12 protein-coding genes and 1 CRISPR repeat array are annotated in these 17,217 nt (G+C 50.2%); of the genes, 9 read left to right on the top strand and 3 right to left on the bottom strand.

Annotated features, from left to right (window positions below):
• Positions 1 to 105: 105 nt before the first annotated feature.
• The 3 genes from J9253_RS05535 to J9253_RS05525 all read right to left on the bottom strand — a co-directional run bounded on the left by J9253_RS05535 (position 106) and on the right by J9253_RS05525 (position 1,935).
• Complete coding sequence (locus J9253_RS05535) at positions 106 to 522, bottom strand: transposase family protein (protein ID WP_210223667.1); 417 nt, start codon at positions 520 to 522, stop codon at positions 106 to 108.
• Complete coding sequence (locus J9253_RS05530) at positions 519 to 1,013, bottom strand: helix-turn-helix domain-containing protein (RefSeq protein ID WP_210223666.1); 495 nt, start codon at positions 1,011 to 1,013, stop codon at positions 519 to 521. The genes J9253_RS05535 and J9253_RS05530 overlap by 4 nt, the downstream gene beginning before the upstream one ends.
• Before the next feature lie 64 nt (positions 1,014 to 1,077).
• Positions 1,078 to 1,935: a WYL domain-containing protein gene (locus J9253_RS05525; protein ID WP_210223665.1), complete on the bottom strand. Its 858-nt coding sequence runs from the start codon at positions 1,933 to 1,935 to the stop codon at positions 1,078 to 1,080.
• 75 nt (positions 1,936 to 2,010) lie between these two features.
• On the opposite strand from J9253_RS05525, the gene J9253_RS05520 reads away from it, so the two are divergent.
• From J9253_RS05520 to J9253_RS05480, 9 genes are all read left to right on the top strand, one after another.
• On the top strand, positions 2,011 to 2,751 hold the full coding sequence (locus J9253_RS05520; protein ID WP_210223664.1) for a CRISPR-associated endoribonuclease Cas6: 741 nt from the start codon (positions 2,011 to 2,013) through the stop codon (positions 2,749 to 2,751).
• Positions 2,748 to 5,660, top strand: a complete 2,913-nt coding sequence (locus J9253_RS05515) for a hypothetical protein (RefSeq protein WP_210223663.1) — start codon at positions 2,748 to 2,750, stop codon at positions 5,658 to 5,660. The genes J9253_RS05520 and J9253_RS05515 overlap by 4 nt, the downstream gene beginning before the upstream one ends.
• Positions 5,657 to 6,640, top strand: coding sequence for a type I-D CRISPR-associated protein Cas7/Csc2 (gene cas7d, locus J9253_RS05510; RefSeq protein ID WP_210223662.1), 984 nt, complete (start codon positions 5,657 to 5,659; stop codon positions 6,638 to 6,640). Before J9253_RS05515 ends, cas7d begins: the two co-directional genes overlap by 4 nt.
• A gap of 9 nt (positions 6,641 to 6,649) precedes the next feature.
• Positions 6,650 to 7,279, top strand: coding sequence for a hypothetical protein (locus tag J9253_RS05505; RefSeq protein WP_210223661.1), 630 nt, complete (start codon positions 6,650 to 6,652; stop codon positions 7,277 to 7,279).
• Positions 7,270 to 9,264: a DEAD/DEAH box helicase gene (locus J9253_RS05500; RefSeq protein ID WP_210223660.1), complete on the top strand. Its 1,995-nt coding sequence runs from the start codon at positions 7,270 to 7,272 to the stop codon at positions 9,262 to 9,264. Before J9253_RS05505 ends, J9253_RS05500 begins: the two co-directional genes overlap by 10 nt.
• A gap of 9 nt (positions 9,265 to 9,273) precedes the next feature.
• The gene (locus J9253_RS05495) at positions 9,274 to 9,822 is read left to right on the top strand and encodes a Dna2/Cas4 domain-containing protein (protein WP_210223659.1); all 549 of its coding nucleotides are present in this window, start codon (positions 9,274 to 9,276) and stop codon (positions 9,820 to 9,822) included.
• Positions 9,823 to 9,826: 4 nt separating this feature from the next.
• Positions 9,827 to 10,798, top strand: coding sequence for a CRISPR-associated endonuclease Cas1 (gene cas1 / locus J9253_RS05490; protein WP_228291515.1), 972 nt, complete (start codon positions 9,827 to 9,829; stop codon positions 10,796 to 10,798).
• Positions 10,799 to 11,101, top strand: a complete 303-nt coding sequence (gene cas2, locus J9253_RS05485) for a CRISPR-associated endonuclease Cas2 (protein ID WP_228291514.1) — start codon at positions 10,799 to 10,801, stop codon at positions 11,099 to 11,101.
• 122 nt (positions 11,102 to 11,223) lie between these two features.
• A CRISPR array of direct repeats spans positions 11,224 to 15,740; the repeat unit is 28 nt; unit sequence GTTACGAATCCCCATGAGGGGTTATGAG.
• 132 nt (positions 15,741 to 15,872) lie between these two features.
• Positions 15,873 to 17,189 carry an ATP-binding protein gene (locus J9253_RS05480; protein ID WP_210223658.1) on the top strand — a complete coding sequence of 439 codons (1,317 nt, stop codon included), beginning with the start codon at positions 15,873 to 15,875 and terminating at the stop codon, positions 17,187 to 17,189.
• The last annotated feature ends 28 nt before the right edge of the window (positions 17,190 to 17,217 follow it).

Genomic DNA, 17,217 nt, shown 5'->3' with positions numbered 1-17,217 from the left:
GATTTCCAGACGAACGTCGGCTGTGCCGGGCAGGATCACCGCTGCTGCGGGGAGACATCAATAGACATTATTCAAAAATCTCAACTGATTGATGGTTAAATGAATTCAGTAGTTTTTGATTCGTATGGCAGTGCGTAAATTGTGCAAGCCACAAGCGATTTCCATCACTAAATCATCAAAGTCTTCCACGTAGTTGCGGAAAATATCCTTGACGCACCGACACCGTTTGATACCGCTGTTCACATGTTCAATGACCACCCGAATGCTGGAAATGGCGCGGTTATGCGCTTTATCCTGATCACTCAAGGGTTTACCCCGTGGCTTTTTCTTAGGTTGGTGGACAACTGCCCCGTCACCCGAATTATGCCCAAGATAGCCCAAATCCCGGTAAATCTCATACCCTTCCGGTACTTTCACGCCTTCCTCATCCGCGATACGTTTGTCATGATCTTTGCCGCGTCGAGTTTCGCCCAAGTATTTGATTTCACGATCTTCTAAGCCTGCTATTACGTTGTTCTTCACCGAATGGAATTTTTTTTCCCACTGTAGTATTCCTCCTGAACCCCAACGTCAATTGGGCGTTGGATACGGCGCTCGGTCGCATCCAAGCCAAGCGCTTGCGGCATTTCATGCGTTAGGCGTTCCAAGACCTCTTCGGGAAGTCTGGCGGGGGAATGTCCCATGCTTTTTAAGCTTGACTGTAAAATGGGACACAGGCGATGTATCCACCGATTGGCTAACCCTTGGGACATATTGAAGGAGTAGCCCAACACTTCTTGCAGGGGGTAAGTCTTCAAATAATATAGAATAAAGAACAACTTATCTTCGATCGTTGTCAGGTTTCCGGGGCGACCTCGCTTCGTTTCACTATCATGACCATCAACAATCAACTGCACCGTGTATGCCCGTTGAAAATGGGGCAACAGTTGGGTGAATTCACCCAAATCAATGCCCGTCATGGCGCGAAAGGTTTTGCTCTTGCCTTTGAGAGCGTGGTAGCTGTACTCTGCCATGAGTTGTTCCGGTTCCCTTGGTGAAAATGATGATCATAGGTTGTAGCGCATTCCCATTGATTTTTCACATGATTTGTTGACTAGGGACAAGTGCGAGATTTTGGAATAATGTCTCATAACGTTCTTGAGCGGGGACATATAACCAAAGTGGAATTTTATGCTGCCAATCTATCCGTTCCATTTCGCGCAGCACGTATGCTTGCAAGGCTTTGCGTACCGTGATGGTGTAAAGATTTCCTTTCAAACGAAAATCGAGCAATAAGGTGTTTCTGAGCTGTTCCGGTAATTCGGGATTAGGCTTGAAGTTTAAATCGATATACGTATTCCATTCCTTGTCTTCATCAGATGAAACCCAGTCTTCTGTAGAAATATCAGCTTCCAGAATACGTGACAACACTAGGTCGATGTATTTGTTAGCATCGTAACTGTAAGCGCGTATATGGTAACGGCGACTGGCATACACCAGTTGATTGGGGGCAACGGTCAGGTCATGAGTTTGTGCCTTGGCGTGATAATACAAGTGCAGAGCTTGTTGGGTCTGAATAGCACTGACCACCGTTTGCGTGATGTCGCTTTGCAGATGGGGACGGAACAAGGTGTCTACGTCATGGATAGGTAATTCACTCCAGTCCTCGTCCTTCCAAAATTTACTGGTTAAATAGTTACCCCGTAAATAATTCAAATAAATCTCTGGTTTATCACTGATGTAATGTGCTGCAAACGTATTACTGGCTTCGTGGCGTTTTAGTGAAGCGTTGTAACACAGATTGTTCGGGTGCAACTCCCGGTAAGCAGTGATGCTGGCTTGCGCATTTGGACGTGCAATTTCAAAGGTTTCCCCTAACTGTCGAGCAGTGATACCGACTCCCCAGTATAGACAAGTCTCAATGTAAGCAAAACGTCTGGATGTGTCACGATTCATAACATGTATGGATTTGCATAGTTAATTTTATAGGTAGATACTATTTTGCACAAATTACAGCGGCAGGACAAAGCAATGTTACGACTTCGTATACAACTTCCCAAGGTCTCACCCCTACAGGTTTATTCCCATCAGGATCTTATCCATGATGCGTTAGTTAATGCACTGGTTGAAGCAGGTGCAAACAGTTCGGACATCATCGGCTACCAGGCCAAGCCATGGAATTTTGCGGTGCTCGGCTGGCATCGTGGTCATAACGGTTTTGCCCATGGCTTGATTGTTTCTACTCCCAACGCTGAACTGGCACGGGTATTGTCGCGTATCAAACCGGAACACATTGTCAAACGGCGTTGGGACGCGGAATCTGTCAATTTCTCGGCGGCTAGTGTGCATATCGAACCTGACCCCATCCTGCCACAACAGACTCAATTGGGTTGTATTTTTTATTCCCCGTTGGTTCTCAGGGACGAAACGCACCCCGGTAAAAACAAACACTGGCATCAAAAGCTGGATGCACCGGAACTACGTTTAAGCGAGATCATCAATCGCAAACTGTCTTTTATGGCAGGTCGGGAAGTCAAACTGGAACTTCACCCTGATTCCCTGTATTTGCGTGCTAACCCCAAACATTCGGTGCTGGTCAACCTGAAAATCTTTCAGGATGGGCGCAAAAGCTTTGTCATCGGGATGCAAGCGCCCGTGTTATTGCAAGGCAGTGAGGAAGACTTGCGGTTGGCGTGGTATGCCGGAATTGGGGAAAAGACCCGCAGTGGATTTGGCTGTCTGGGGTTGTTGGAAGAGGGGATTGGGCGATGAACACAGGAATGAAGCGTGCCAATGCTGTGGCTGGCGAGATTTACAGCCGCTTTATGCAAAATGTGTTGGAAAAGCATGTATTGAAGGAACGGGCGGGTGGTCATTTAGGTGAAGAGTTAAAGAAAAACATCCAGTCAGGCAAATCCATAGACCCGCGTGTTATTTACCTGATGAGTATCAGCGGCAAAGGTGGCTGGGATGATGATGCAGGTAAGCGCGAACGCTACCTAAAAAACCAAAATGTTACGCTGTTGGATCATTTGCTTTCAGTGGTACGTGGTGCATTGCTGCTGGCAGCACTGGACTGGTTGCTGGAAAACCCGGACATGGATGACGGCGAATTACGCCAACGCCTGACGGTACTGGCTGCGATTGCATTCCTGCACGATCTCGACAAGATGTTACAACTACTACGGGATGCGGAACTGACATTGGTTCATGTGGATGAAGCGGTGAAGCGTTATGGTATTACCGACTTTCTTGCTAGTGAAGGTGTTGAACTTTCCAGCGACCAAATGCGTTTCCTGATTGAACAGGCGGAAGACTCCCAGCGTTACCGTCATCCAGCGGTTATTGCGCCGCCGCGTGCCTACAAACATGCGGTTGAACGTTACGTCAAGCTGGCGGATAAGTTGGATGGTTTATGGCAGGAACATGGGGCGCACGGTGGTCTGGAAGCCATTATCAAGCGCTTGCAGCAAGAGCAAAGTTTTAATTCAGCGTTACTAGCGCAGTGGGAAACGGTGGATGTGTTTGACCCACATCACCCGTTTTTACTGGATGAACTGCAACGCCGTTTATCCTTCGCCTGTCAGCGCATTGCCGGAATTCCGCCGTTGTTGGAAGTGCATCAGGATGGGCGTTTGTTCATGCTGTTACCGAGAGAACAAGCCGCTAAGATCAAGGCTGATGGGCTGAAACGCTTGGTAAGTCATTTGCCTTTCAAGCTCGAAATCAGCATTTCCAACCGTGGTTTGCCCGAGTTGTTGAATGGCAAGCCTGACCATCTGGGACTGCAAGAATTTCTGGAAAAAGAACCACGCCGTACCATTGGGCAACTGTTTCGCATCAGCAATAGTTTGATTGAACACATCAAACAGCCAATGGATGATTGCCTGAAGTCCATTGGCCTTGCACCTCGTTGGCCTAAGTTAAGTGGTCAAACCAGTACACCTTATCCTGATCCCGATATTTTGGAGTCGTCGGCGCAACAGCCTTTGCTGAAGGCTGCTCATCTTGCCTTGCTTATTAACCTGAAGTTACCTGTCAGCAAGAAAAATGGCCTGCCGGATTATGCCGAGCGTGAACGGCAGCTATTGGCGGTTATTGGTATCCCATTGCCGGACTGGCTTCTGGATATCGGTGATGATCAATCCCGCCGGGTGTTATTGAGTTTGTGGCTGGTGGCAGTTAGCAGTAGCAATAAGGAGTTAAGTCCGCGTGTTTGGGGTGAGAATGGCCTGTTGCAACAATGGTTGGAGGGAGCAGAGGAAACGGTTGGTTTTAGCCAATTCTTTGAAGGCGAAGGTGTCGCTGTCCAACAAGCAGTAGAACGGCATTTTGGGCAGCTACTGGGAAAACAACGTGCCTATCCCCACGATGAAGCAATTGCAGGCCGTTGTTTGTTTACGGATGAACCAGCTAGTACTTTGATAGCCAGTAATCTTGGTTTGTACGAAGTCAAAGTCTCCGCTTTTAGTGGGCGTGATGGCAAACCCGATTCCATTACTGCCCCCGCGAATGGGCAAGTGCCGATTGGGCATGTTTCTCTTGCGGAACACAAACTCAGAAGTGATGTTTATAGCATTCAGGGAGGCAAGCCTTCCGGTGTTCCGAGTTTGTTGTCCTCCCCTGTGACTACAGGTTTGTTTGGTGCTTTGATCATGAACAATGACCAGATGTTTTCAGCATTGTCTGTGTATGACCTGAGCCGCCAGAAGGTCGAACCGGGCAAGGCTTATTACAAAGGGTTGGAAGCTTACATGCATCGTTACCGTATGGCGCGGCTGGAACGCATCCCGGAAAAAACGGAAGATCAGATCAATATGCTGCGTTTGCTGTTGTCTGCCTGCTTACGCATTGGTCGCCCGATTCATGTATTCCGTGGCTTACCGACACCCCAAAAAGCTTTTTTCTACTTTGATGCCATGCCGCCCGTTTTGAAGGCTTTGATCGGCTATCAGGCATTGCGCTTGGAGCAAATCCCGGATGCCATCGCTAATTTGAACATGGCGCAAATACTGGTTGATACCCCAAATCTGGGTTACGACGTACTCAACCTTTATGCCTTCCAGCGTACCCGCTTTAGTGCCATCTGCTTGGCGTGGTGTCATGCGCATGATGAGTTAAAGCGCACTAACAACCAAAAAATCGGAGCCATGAAGCAATTGGCTGCGCGTCTTTTCAAAGAGTTTCACCAATTAGAGGAGCAACAAGCTATGTCAGATTCCGATGGGGCATTAGTGCGGCTGGGGCAGGCCGCTACCCGTATCCAGCGTCGACCAACAGGGCAGGTGTCCACCAATGTAGAAATGCGGGTATTCAAGATTTGTCTCGATAGTGCTCTGGCCTTACGCAGTGCCGGGCAGACTGATCCTGCCTCACTGATTCACGGGGTTGCGGGTGAATTGGAAACCAATCTGGTACGTAAAGATGAGGCTGCCGCCAGAAAACACCGTGATGAGCAATCGCTGGAAGCCGCCTGTATGGATTTCGCCAGCCAATTTGTCCATGAAGTCTGGCTAGGCGTGCTGCACGGCAAACCCCCTGCCCAGAAAACCCGCCGTTTGCTGGGTAGTGTTTACCGTATGGCTTTTTTGCAAGCATTCCGTAACACCACCGCTAACGAAACCAACCAATCGATTGAAGACACTGCCACCCTCGAACCGGCACAAGGAGAATTGTTATGAAAGCACTCGCCCCTTATTTGGCAAGCATTGATGGCCTGACGACTGAAAGCCCAATTGATGACAAGAAAAGCTATATCCACCCCAAACTGAAAAATCTGGGGTCTGTCAGTTTGGTGCTGATTCGCGAAGCGGTTGCCCCGGTAGTCTTCCGCAATGCCGAGCAGGAAATCACCGATATTGAATGGCTGGACGATTTGTATGTTCGTGCCGTACCCAACAAATTCAAATACATTGAGCGTAACCGTGGTTTGCAAATCCTGCGGGCATTAGGTGTAGGGGGGCGTTTGCCACAAAACAAGACTGTTTTGTATAAAGGCCAAAACCCTTCGGATGCGTTCGACCTGAATACGCTGGTATTTGGGGATTCTGCGAACTACGACAACCGGGTTTTGCCGGTACGTGCAGCCGTCAACTATTCCGATGCACTTAGCCTGTTACCGAAGGATAAGTGCGTGGATGAAACTTTCCACAATCGGGCAATGGAAGACGGTACGTTGTTTGATGCCGAAAGCAAAAAGAACAGCGACAATCTGTTTACCCGCCATTTCATCAAACCGGGAACCTTGATGGTACAGGTGCTCAGCACCCGTGGGCAGGTACTGCCTGAAATCGGTTTAAAACACCTGCTGTTGAGTGTGGGCATGGCGGGTAGCTATGGCGGGCAGACTTCCGTGACTGGCATCAATATTCGTACCCATGTGGTGGGTTTGTATGGAGGCAAGTTTGAACAGGCGATTACTTCACCTTACGAACTGTTGCGTGGTTTACAAGGTAGGGATGGTAGCGACGTGCTTGCAGCCAAAGCCCGCCTGCATGAGTTGCTGCAAGCTGCCCATGACCTTGCTATTCAGGGGGATGAGGTTGCCGCATGGCAGGCTGACCTGATTGCAGCGTTCAACCAAAGTGGTAGCGAACTGGAGCAGCAATACAAGCAGGCACAACCCAAAGTAGCAGGGCTGTTTGACCAGTGGTTTCAATAGGAGCTTGCCATGAAAGCCATCATCACCGGCATTCAGGCAGAAACCCTGACGCCGTTTGCTTACCACTCCCTGATGGTACAGGGTGGCACGGCAACCCTGCCCGAACTGGTCAGTGACCATGCGCTGATGTTTGGGCTGGCGGCAACATTGGGCATGATGCGCTCCAGTGTCTGCTTACCCAAAAAGGATTACCGCCGTGATCTGGATGCCATGCCGTGGCGGGCTTCCGTGTTGACAACAGATCATCCGCGCCTGTTGTCCCCGGTAGTCAGGCGGCTAAATCTGACCGAAGAGGCGGGCTATAAGCGCCGGATTCAGGATGTGGTGAAAAAAGGCAATCTCAAGGATTTTTTCACTACGCAGGAAGTACCACCGGGTGTGATCTTTACGGGCGCATTATTTGGTTTTGATCCATTTGCTTACAGTGGGCAGGATGAACTGGTTATCCGTATCGGCCTACACCGTAATGGGATGTTACGCCTACGGCCTGTGAAAGTTGAACAGGTGCGGTTGAATGCGGCTACGGCGGCCTTATTTGGACGTGAACTGTCTGTTGAGCGTTACTTGCTTTACGGGTTGCAACTGACTCAGCGGATGCCCGCCAAGGATGCCTTGCATGAGGTGCAACAATGGAACTGACCGTCACCCGCCATTGTGTGGCACAACGCGAGAATGGTTTGTCACCACTGCAACATGCCTTGCTGCATGAGCCTAAACGGGTGCGGATTGTGGATGCCCCAACCGGGGCAGGCAAAACCTACGCTTTCCAGAAAGCCTTATTACAGGATCAGCGCATCCTGTTTATCGTGCCGACCCGCCGGTTGGCACAAAACATTGCCGCCAGCCTGATTGACGATTTGGTGGTGAATGCCAAATGGCAAAAGGAAGTGGCAGAAAAGAAGGTGCAGGTCTGGAGTTCCGACCAAACAGCCGTATTACGTGAGCAAGGTATCGCCAATATCCGTGGTTATCGGATCAGGCAGATGCAGGCATTGGATGCTACCCGTTCCGGTGGGGAAATGATTATTGCGGTTCCTGAAGTGGTCAGCCAGCTTTTACAACGTTATAGGCTGGACAAGGGGCAAGCAGGTACGAGCGTATTCGATGTGCTGGATGATTTTGACCACATTGTGTTTGACGAATTCCACACTATTGAAGCGCGTGGTTTTGGGCTGGCTGCACTGTTTGCCAAACTTGCCAGTGTGCCAACCGATGGGGGAACGACGGGTTACGGAGGTGCTAAAGTCAGCCTGCTATCTGCTACCCCATTGGATGTTAAGCCGACATTGGTGACATTGGGTGTGCCTGAAACCCAGATTGCTGAATTGCATGAAGTCATCACCGACACCGGACGGGCATTGCATGGGGATGTCCGACTTGTATTGGAATCCTTACCGGGTATGCCTGCGGTGTTGGAGCAAAATCTAGCACTGGTCAAGGCAGAAGTTGCACAGAACCGGCAGGTAGTGCTGATCTACAACGCCCTTGCTGCCTTGAAACGTGACATGCCTGCTTTGCTGCGGTCGCTGAAAGGTGCAGGTATCGCCGCAGATAACGTGCTGGTTATCAACAGCATTGACGATAGCGGGGACAACAGCCAGTCAGGTTACGGCTTCCATACCGGGCGGCGGCAGAACCCCGACGATTTCAATGTCCTGATTGCTACTGCCAGTGTGGAAATGGGGGTAACTTTCCGTGCTGCCAATGTCATGTTGATGGAGCCAGGGTTTGCGCCGATGAATTTCCTGCAACGCTACGGGCGGGCTGCACGGCGTGGAGAAGATGGAACCGTGGTGGTGCGTACCGATGCTGCTTTGGAAGATCGCCATCCGTGGTTGCGGGAATTGGGTAGCTGGATCAGCGCACACCAGAGCCAGCAGGTTGCCATCCGTGAACTGACTGAAGTGCTCAGTCGAGAAGCCCAGCAACAATTCAAGGGTGAAACAGGCGAAACACTGTATTTCGGTTCATTGCCGCAACAGGCTGTGTATACCAGCGGCTTGTACTGGCAGGTATTGCTAGGGCACAAAAGCAGCCATAGACACCGCCGCGCACACCTGTTGCAGCACCAGCCCGCCAGCAGTAAACACATCTATGCCCTGCTGAAACAGTATTCCGCGCTGGAAACCGATGATTATTACCGGGAGTCCGCTACCCAATGGCATGAACAGTTATTTGCCCAAGCACTCAACCTGAGGAATATCGGGCTACGGGTCAAGGTCATTGAAGCAGATGGTCGGCGTTTGCTAGTGGATCGTGTTTGGCTGGAGCGAGAAACTGACATCATGACCCGAATCACAGGACAGTACGATGCCAATGATGAGCTGTCTTTCCAGCTACAGGCTGACCTTGAACATTACCTGTTGGATGAGAAAAACCGTGCCAGTCGTCGTCTGATGGTGTATTTCCCGCATACCAAACGCACCGGAGAGCTGGAAGCCAGTGCTGGTTTGTTACGGGAATGGGTCAAGCATTTGCAGAACAAGCGGGATATGGATGCCGAAGCCGCGTGGGATGATTACCCAGAAGCCATGAAAGCCGCCGAGTTGCTGGTTAGCTTGACGGGGCTTATACCAGGTAACGATACCGATCTTTCCGCTTCAACCACCAGTTTGGTGCTGTGAGGTGCTGCCATGCCCGAAGCTTTCTTTTGGGAACATGCCCAAGCCTTTCTGGAGCGGGTCGAACGCCTCAACCTGCATGGCCTGCATTTTCAGCATGTGGAGTTGTGCGAGCGCCGCGCCTGGATGTACATGCACAAGGTGAATTTTGCCCAATGGTATTCACGGGTACAGACGGGTAGTGCGTTGCATGATACCAGTTATCAACGTGATCACTCGGTGCGCGGTCTGTTTGGGCTGGCTCCTGACCGGATTGAGTGGGACGAGTGCATTGTGTACGAAAACAAGGGGACGGGGGGCGCAGTGGAGGCTTCCAGCAACCAAACGGCGTTTTATGCCCTGATGTTGTCGATCAGTACCGGCAAACAGTGGCGGGCTTACACGCATGTGCTGAGTTCACGCCGCCGCCGTGAAGTGGTGCTGGATGCGGCTCGTTTGCAGAAACTCTGGGATGCTTCGGGACGATTGGAGCAGTTGGGCGAGCTGGAAGCGGTTCCAGTCGCCAAAAAAATCAGCTTGTGTGAGACCTGTTCACTGGCTGCCTTCTGTGGTTTTGATTGAGGATATGATGGAAACGTTGTTCATTTCACGCGAAGCGCAGCTCAGGCAGCACGAAAACACGCTGCAAATCAAAATGGGCGATCAAGTGCGCTCATTGCCGATTGAAAAGTTGTCGCATGTGGTATTGCTGTCGGAAAGCCGTCTTAATTCGCGCCTGTTGGGCTTGTGTGGCAAACACGGGGTACGCCTGTCGGTGTTTGATTACTACGGCTATTTCAAGGGGGCATTTGAGCCTTACGATCACAATCCGGCGGGTAAGGTGAAGCTCAAACAGGCCGAATTACTGCTGGATGATGTGCGACGCATGAGTGTGGCACGGGAGGTTGTACGGGGTGCAGCTCACAATATGTTGGCGAACTTGCGTTATTACCAGTATCGCGGTAATGAGGCGATGAAACAGCCGGTGTTCGATATGCAGAAGCTGTTGGCGACTATTGCACGGGCGGTGGATACCAACACTTTGATGGGGATTGAGGGGCAGTTGCATCAATACTATTACGCTGCTTGGCCTGCTATTCATGCGGAACTGGATTTTGGTAAGCGGGTACGGCGTCCGCCGAATAACCCGATCAATTGCTTGTTGTCGTTCTTGAACCAACTGGTTTATACCGTGGTGCGGCATGAAATCAGCAAGACGCATCTGGAGGAAACGTTCAGTGTGTTGCATTCCCCCGGTTATGGGCGTGCGTCATTGAGTTTGGATCTGGCGGAGCCTTTTAAGCCGGTGCTGACGGATATGCTGATTTTCCGCATGGTGCAACGGCGGATGTTGGATGAAAGTTGGTTTGAGCAGCATGACAACGTTTGTTTGCTGTCGGAAACTGGGCGGCGGCATGTGGCGGAACAATTCTCCTTGCGGCTGGAAGAACAGTATCAGGGGCGCAGTTTCCGCAATTGGATTTACCGTGAGGCACTAGGGCTGGAACGCGAAGTGCTGGGAGCCGGGGAATATGAAGCGTTCAAACGGAGGGTATGAATGTTTATGCTGATGACTTACGATGTCGAAGCCAAACGCACCGACAAATTCAAGAAGCTGCTACGTCGCTATCTGAATCATGACCAGTATTCGGTGTTTACTGGCGACATTACTGATGCGCAGGCGATTAAATTGCGGCGTGAGCTGGGCAAGCTTATGATCCCCGGTGATCGGGTAACACAAATCAGTGCTGCCAACCGCCAGAATGTCGAGGTCAATCATCTGTCTAAAAGTGACTCTGGCAAGGGTGAGCTGAAACAGACACCCGTTGATGACCATCGCCGTGATTTCTCGGTTTTGTAGGCAACTTCGCCCGCCACTGAAGTAAAAATTCCCTACCTTTGATGAATATCTATCACTCTTTCATGCTATGTTTACACTGTCTGATTCAAGCGGTCATACCCAAAATTGGCTTGAAATCGGGCGTTACGAATCCCCATGAGGGGTTATGAGGGCATGACGCCGGGTCAGCGTGGATTCCGGGCAAAGGTTACGAATCCCCATGAGGGGTTATGAGCTGCAAGGCATTGTTGAGCGGGCGCGTGAACGTATCGTTACGAATCCCCATGAGGGGTTATGAGACGACATTGCCAATGATACGGCGCATGGCATCGAGCGTTACGAATCCCCATGAGGGGTTATGAGATAATGGGAGATGGACAAACATCATGGCATTTTGCGCGTTACGAATCCCCATGAGGGGTTATGAGAGCGCCGGGCAATCCTTCCGCGCCCATTTCATCAATGTTACGAATCCCCATGAGGGGTTATGAGAATAGAGCGCGGGTGGCTGCCATCAAACGCATACAGAGTTACGAATCCCCATGAGGGGTTATGAGAGACGCTGAGATCAGTATTGAAGATAGGCTTTTAGAGTTACGAATCCCCATGAGGGGTTATGAGTGTCTATCATCCTTGCCCCGTTGGAGCGGAAAGAATGGTTACGAATCCCCATGAGGGGTTATGAGACGGATTCTCAGAAGACCCGCGTGGCAGTACGTGGCGTTACGAATCCCCATGAGGGGTTATGAGATAACGCGCATACAGCCGTTCAGCCGCTTTGTCCGCGTTACGAATCCCCATGAGGGGTTATGAGTTGCAGAGAGGGCCGCTTACGTTGAGGGCTATGAATCGTTACGAATCCCCATGAGGGGTTATGAGAGTCGGGCACAGATACGTTGTCAGTTGTTATATCAGGTTACGAATCCCCATGAGGGGTTATGAGGTGCTTGCTGACATCAGTCCGCCGCCGGAAAAGTGGGTTACGAATCCCCATGAGGGGTTATGAGTTGCTGTGTGTTAATTCTTCTTTTCTCGCTAGTTTTGTTACGAATCCCCATGAGGGGTTATGAGCAACAAGTGCAACCGTTACCCATAGCCACAAAATCGTTACGAATCCCCATGAGGGGTTATGAGAACTTAGTCGGGAGTTAATTAAGGAGTAATTGACATGTTACGAATCCCCATGAGGGGTTATGAGGTTTTTCTGTAGCAGGCAGTCATTAATCAGGCTGGCGTTACGAATCCCCATGAGGGGTTATGAGATGAGCACGACAAGGACGGGAATCTGATCGAACAAGGGTTACGAATCCCCATGAGGGGTTATGAGGTGCGGTTTCGGCCTCATAGGCTTTAATATCCAGCTCGTTACGAATCCCCATGAGGGGTTATGAGAAAGCTGAGGCCGGTAAAGCCGAAATCGTGACGTTTGTTACGAATCCCCATGAGGGGTTATGAGAGCGCATCAGCAAGGCGGTCGCATTCGTCTATATCGGTTACGAATCCCCATGAGGGGTTATGAGCTTGCAAACATTGAATTAAATAACCAACAGGACTAAAGTTACGAATCCCCATGAGGGGTTATGAGCTCCATGATAGTTCCAGCCGTCAAGTGACCGTGAGTGTTACGAATCCCCATGAGGGGTTATGAGGTGAGTACGACGCGACTGACTCGCTTACAAAAATCCGTTACGAATCCCCATGAGGGGTTATGAGGCTGTCTTTTTCAGGATTTGCGTATAGTTGCCGATAGTTACGAATCCCCATGAGGGGTTATGAGTGCGTGACCGCCTGTTTTATCTGGAAAACATCCATTGTTACGAATCCCCATGAGGGGTTATGAGGATGTGCTGGCAAGCGCAGCAGCCAACGCTCACATTGTTACGAATCCCCATGAGGGGTTATGAGAGCGTTTGCAAACTCTGAGCGCGATGACGTAAGTATAGTTACGAATCCCCATGAGGGGTTATGAGAGTACCAGCAAACGGGATACGCTCACCAACAGCCTGGTTACGAATCCCCATGAGGGGTTATGAGAGTTCGGCAAGTGTCGCTTCTGATTCCTGCCCATCAGTTACGAATCCCCATGAGGGGTTATGAGGGATTGATGGGCGTAGCGGCTGGACAGGGTTACGACGTTACGAATCCCCATGAGGGGTTATGAGAGTGAATTTCTGGTGGTAGATAACATCCTCGGCTTGGTTACGAATCCCCATGAGGGGTTATGAGCATGTTGTTGACTGTTTTTCGCCAAATCCGTGATTTGTTACGAATCCCCATGAGGGGTTATGAGTGTGCTACTTCGCCCGCGTCGAATTGGTTTTGCTTGTTACGAATCCCCATGAGGGGTTATGAGATGTCAACAAAAAAATCATATGAGCGCAAACGGTCGGTTACGAATCCCCATGAGGGGTTATGAGTGAGATTGATCGAGTCCAAACATGCTGGCAAGTTCGTTACGAATCCCCATGAGGGGTTATGAGCTCGCAGCATTGGCATTAATATCAAGCGCTGGTTTTGTTACGAATCCCCATGAGGGGTTATGAGATGTACGGGTTGCTAACACTAGGGCGTCAGCAAGGCGCGTTACGAATCCCCATGAGGGGTTATGAGAGTCGACCCCGACAAGGCGCACCGTCACGTTTTTACGTTACGAATCCCCATGAGGGGTTATGAGGGCTGCACAGCACTTACTTGTAGCGCGGACAAAGCAGGTTACGAATCCCCATGAGGGGTTATGAGACATTTAAGCTTGATGTAGACGGTACTACCAGATTTAGTTACGAATCCCCATGAGGGGTTATGAGGTGCATTTTGCAGCCGTGGCTACCAGCACCCACCCCGTTACGAATCCCCATGAGGGGTTATGAGAAGAATCGGATTACGTCAACTATGTCGTGACAAAAGGTTACGAATCCCCATGAGGGGTTATGAGTTGAGAACGAGCGCAGCAAGGTAGCAGCAGATAAAGGTTACGAATCCCCATGAGGGGTTATGAGACTTAATAGGGTTGTTTTTCCGCCATTCGTTCAAGAGTTACGAATCCCCATGAGGGGTTATGAGGTAAACCTCACTTTCGTCCATGGCTTGGTCAACAAGTTACGAATCCCCATGAGGGGTTATGAGCATCGCCACCCGTCGTGTCGCCCCCACCGCCACAGAGTTACGAATCCCCATGAGGGGTTATGAGACGGTGAAGGTGGGGCTTGGCACTGGTGACCAACTGGTTACGAATCCCCATGAGGGGTTATGAGTTGCAGACGGGGTACACTACTTTATCGCTGGTACTAGTTACGAATCCCCATGAGGGGTTATGAGAGGAGTTGTCGGGTCGAGGTCGGGGGCGAATCCTTGTTACGAATCCCCATGAGGGGTTATGAGGGCAAGTGATGGGCTGATGATTGGGGTGTGCAGCACAGTTACGAATCCCCATGAGGGGTTATGAGAATAGATTGTTGAGCACCGTATTTGCCAATGTCAGCGTTACGAATCCCCATGAGGGGTTATGAGGCGTTGATGCCCCAATTTTTTTAGGCGCGGGCAGAAGTTACGAATCCCCATGAGGGGTTATGAGGTGGCAGCTATTCGCGGTTCATCTGTTCCGACGGCAGTTACGAATCCCCATGAGGGGTTATGAGTTCCAGTAAGGCTTGGAATTGAAAAGAAGAATTTAGGTTACGAATCCCCATGAGGGGTTATGAGAAGAAATACGCGAATATTGCCGCGAATACGGCGATGAGTTACGAATCCCCATGAGGGGTTATGAGGAGCATGGGCAATCATCACCGCCGCAACTGTGGGGGGTTACGAATCCCCATGAGGGGTTATGAGCATGCCGTAGAGGTTTTGAGCAACGCCCATGCCTGAGTTACGAATCCCCATGAGGGGTTATGAGCTGAATATGCCTCGTCAGTTAGCCAGTTAAAAAAGTGTTACGAATCCCCATGAGGGGTTATGAGAGTGCAGCGGTTTGGCGGACAAGATCGGCGCGTTGTGTTACGAATCCCCATGAGGGGTTATGAGATGCCGCCAAAAACAAGCGTAGACGCAAGCAACAGGGTTACGAATCCCCATGAGGGGTTATGAGTTAACCAATTCTGGGACTGCGGCAATGCATACAGGAGTTACGAATCCCCATGAGGGGTTATGAGGATATTCCGTCGGAGTTGGTGCAGGCTCAGGCATGGGTTACGAATCCCCATGAGGGGTTATGAGTGATAAAAGGAAAAGGGGTTGTAGTGACCCTGAAAGGTTACGAATCCCCATGAGGGGTTATGAGCAGTAGCCGTAATCGTGCCCTGCCGCTGCCATTTGCGTTACGAATCCCCATGAGGGGTTATGAGCCGAATTTGTCATAAGTGGCAGTCCCGCTAGGCACTGTTACGAATCCCCATGAGGGGTTATGAGAGTTAACAGCTCGGGCTGATGCCGAAAAGATGCTGAGTTACGAATCCCCATGAGGGGTTATGAGAACGTGTGCGGATTGGAACTCAGCCATCCATCCGTGGTTACGAATCCCCATGAGGGGTTATGAGAGCGGCGTATTGCGCGGCTTTTCCAGCGTTGCGGATGTTACGAGTCCCCATGAGGGGTTATGAGCTGATGAAACAGGAAGAGGCGCAACACCGCGAACGCGTTACGAATCCCCATGAGGGGTTATGAGTGATTAAGGAGAAGCTACATTTTCTTAAAATCACGCAAAGTGCTAAAAAAAATCAACACTTTTCGATTAAATCATCCATTATTATAAATGACTGTAAAGATTATGATGGATTTTTGTCGGGAGTGACGCACTATGATTAAGATTCTCCAAGAAATAATATTGGATTTTCAAGAGATTGAAGTTTTTTCAGGTATTCCGCGCCATTTGGATGTTACGCCTCTCCACGGCAAGGCCACTGTCTGTATCGGTGTGCGCCGTAGCGGTAAATCTACCTTTCTGTTTCAGCTTATGCAGGGGCTGCTGGGGAAAGGCGTAATACGGCAGAATATTCTGTACCTGAACTTCTTCGATGACCGTTTGCACGGGCTTCAGCAAAGTGGCTTGGGGGTGATTCTTGATGCGTATTACTCACTCTACCCCGACAAGAAAAACAGTGAAAAGGTATACTGCTTTTTCGACGAAATTCAGGCGATTGATGGTTGGGAGCCGTTTGTGGATCGGCTGATGCGTACCGAGAATTGCGAGGTGTACATCACTGGATCTTCAGCAAGGATGCTTTCCAAGGAAATCGCCACCCAAATGCGGGGCAGGGCGCTATCGTGGGAGGTGTTCCCATTCTCTTTCCGTGAATATCTGGATTATCTAGGGTTGGACGGTGGGGATGGGGTGCTTTCCACCAAGCAGCGTTTGTTCGTGCAGAATGCTTTCGAGCAATATTGGGAGGCTGGCGGTTTCCCCGAAGTGGCGAGTTTGGAACGGCATTTGCGGGTAAAAATCCATCAGGACTATTTTCACGCGGTGTTGTTTCGTGATCTGGTGGAACGCCATGATATTTCTCACCCCAAGGCACTGACGGATTTAGCACATTGGTTGGTTGATAACACGGCATCTTTGTATTCCCTGAACAAATTGACGGGGTATTTGAAATCGCTGGGGCATAAAGTACCTCACTCTTCGGTGGCTGATTATCTGGCATGGTTTGAAGATGCCTATTTCTTGTTTACTGTGCGACTGTTCGATGCATCCCTTAGCCGTGCTAATGCCAACCCTAAAAAAATTTACTGCATAGACCATGCGATGGTGACATCGGTTTCATCGGGGATTTTGGTCAATACCGGTCATTTGCTTGAAAATCTGGTGTTTACCGCGCTGCGGCGAGTCACACCGGATATTTTCTACTACAAAACTAAGGGTGGTCGAGAGGTAGATTTCATCGCGCAGTGGCAAGACCGTCCCCGTTTATTGGTTCAGGTGTGCGAGACGTTGGTTAACCCGACAACCCGCAAACGTGAAATAGCCGCGTTGGAGGAGGCGATGATGGAGTTGAATCTGCCAACGGGAATCATCGTGACACGCCAGGAAGAAGAGCAAATGGTGCTTAAAGCGGGCACTATCGAGGTCATCCCCGCATGGCGGTTTCTATTGTACAACCCCCCCTTTTTGTACTAAACATTAAGCACGCCGAAAAATAATGCGG

This window comes from Thiothrix litoralis, from assembly GCF_017901135.1.
In the GTDB taxonomy this organism is placed as follows: Bacteria; Pseudomonadota; Gammaproteobacteria; order Thiotrichales; family Thiotrichaceae; genus Thiothrix; species Thiothrix litoralis.
This window is presented reverse-complemented; position numbering and strand designations above follow the sequence as displayed.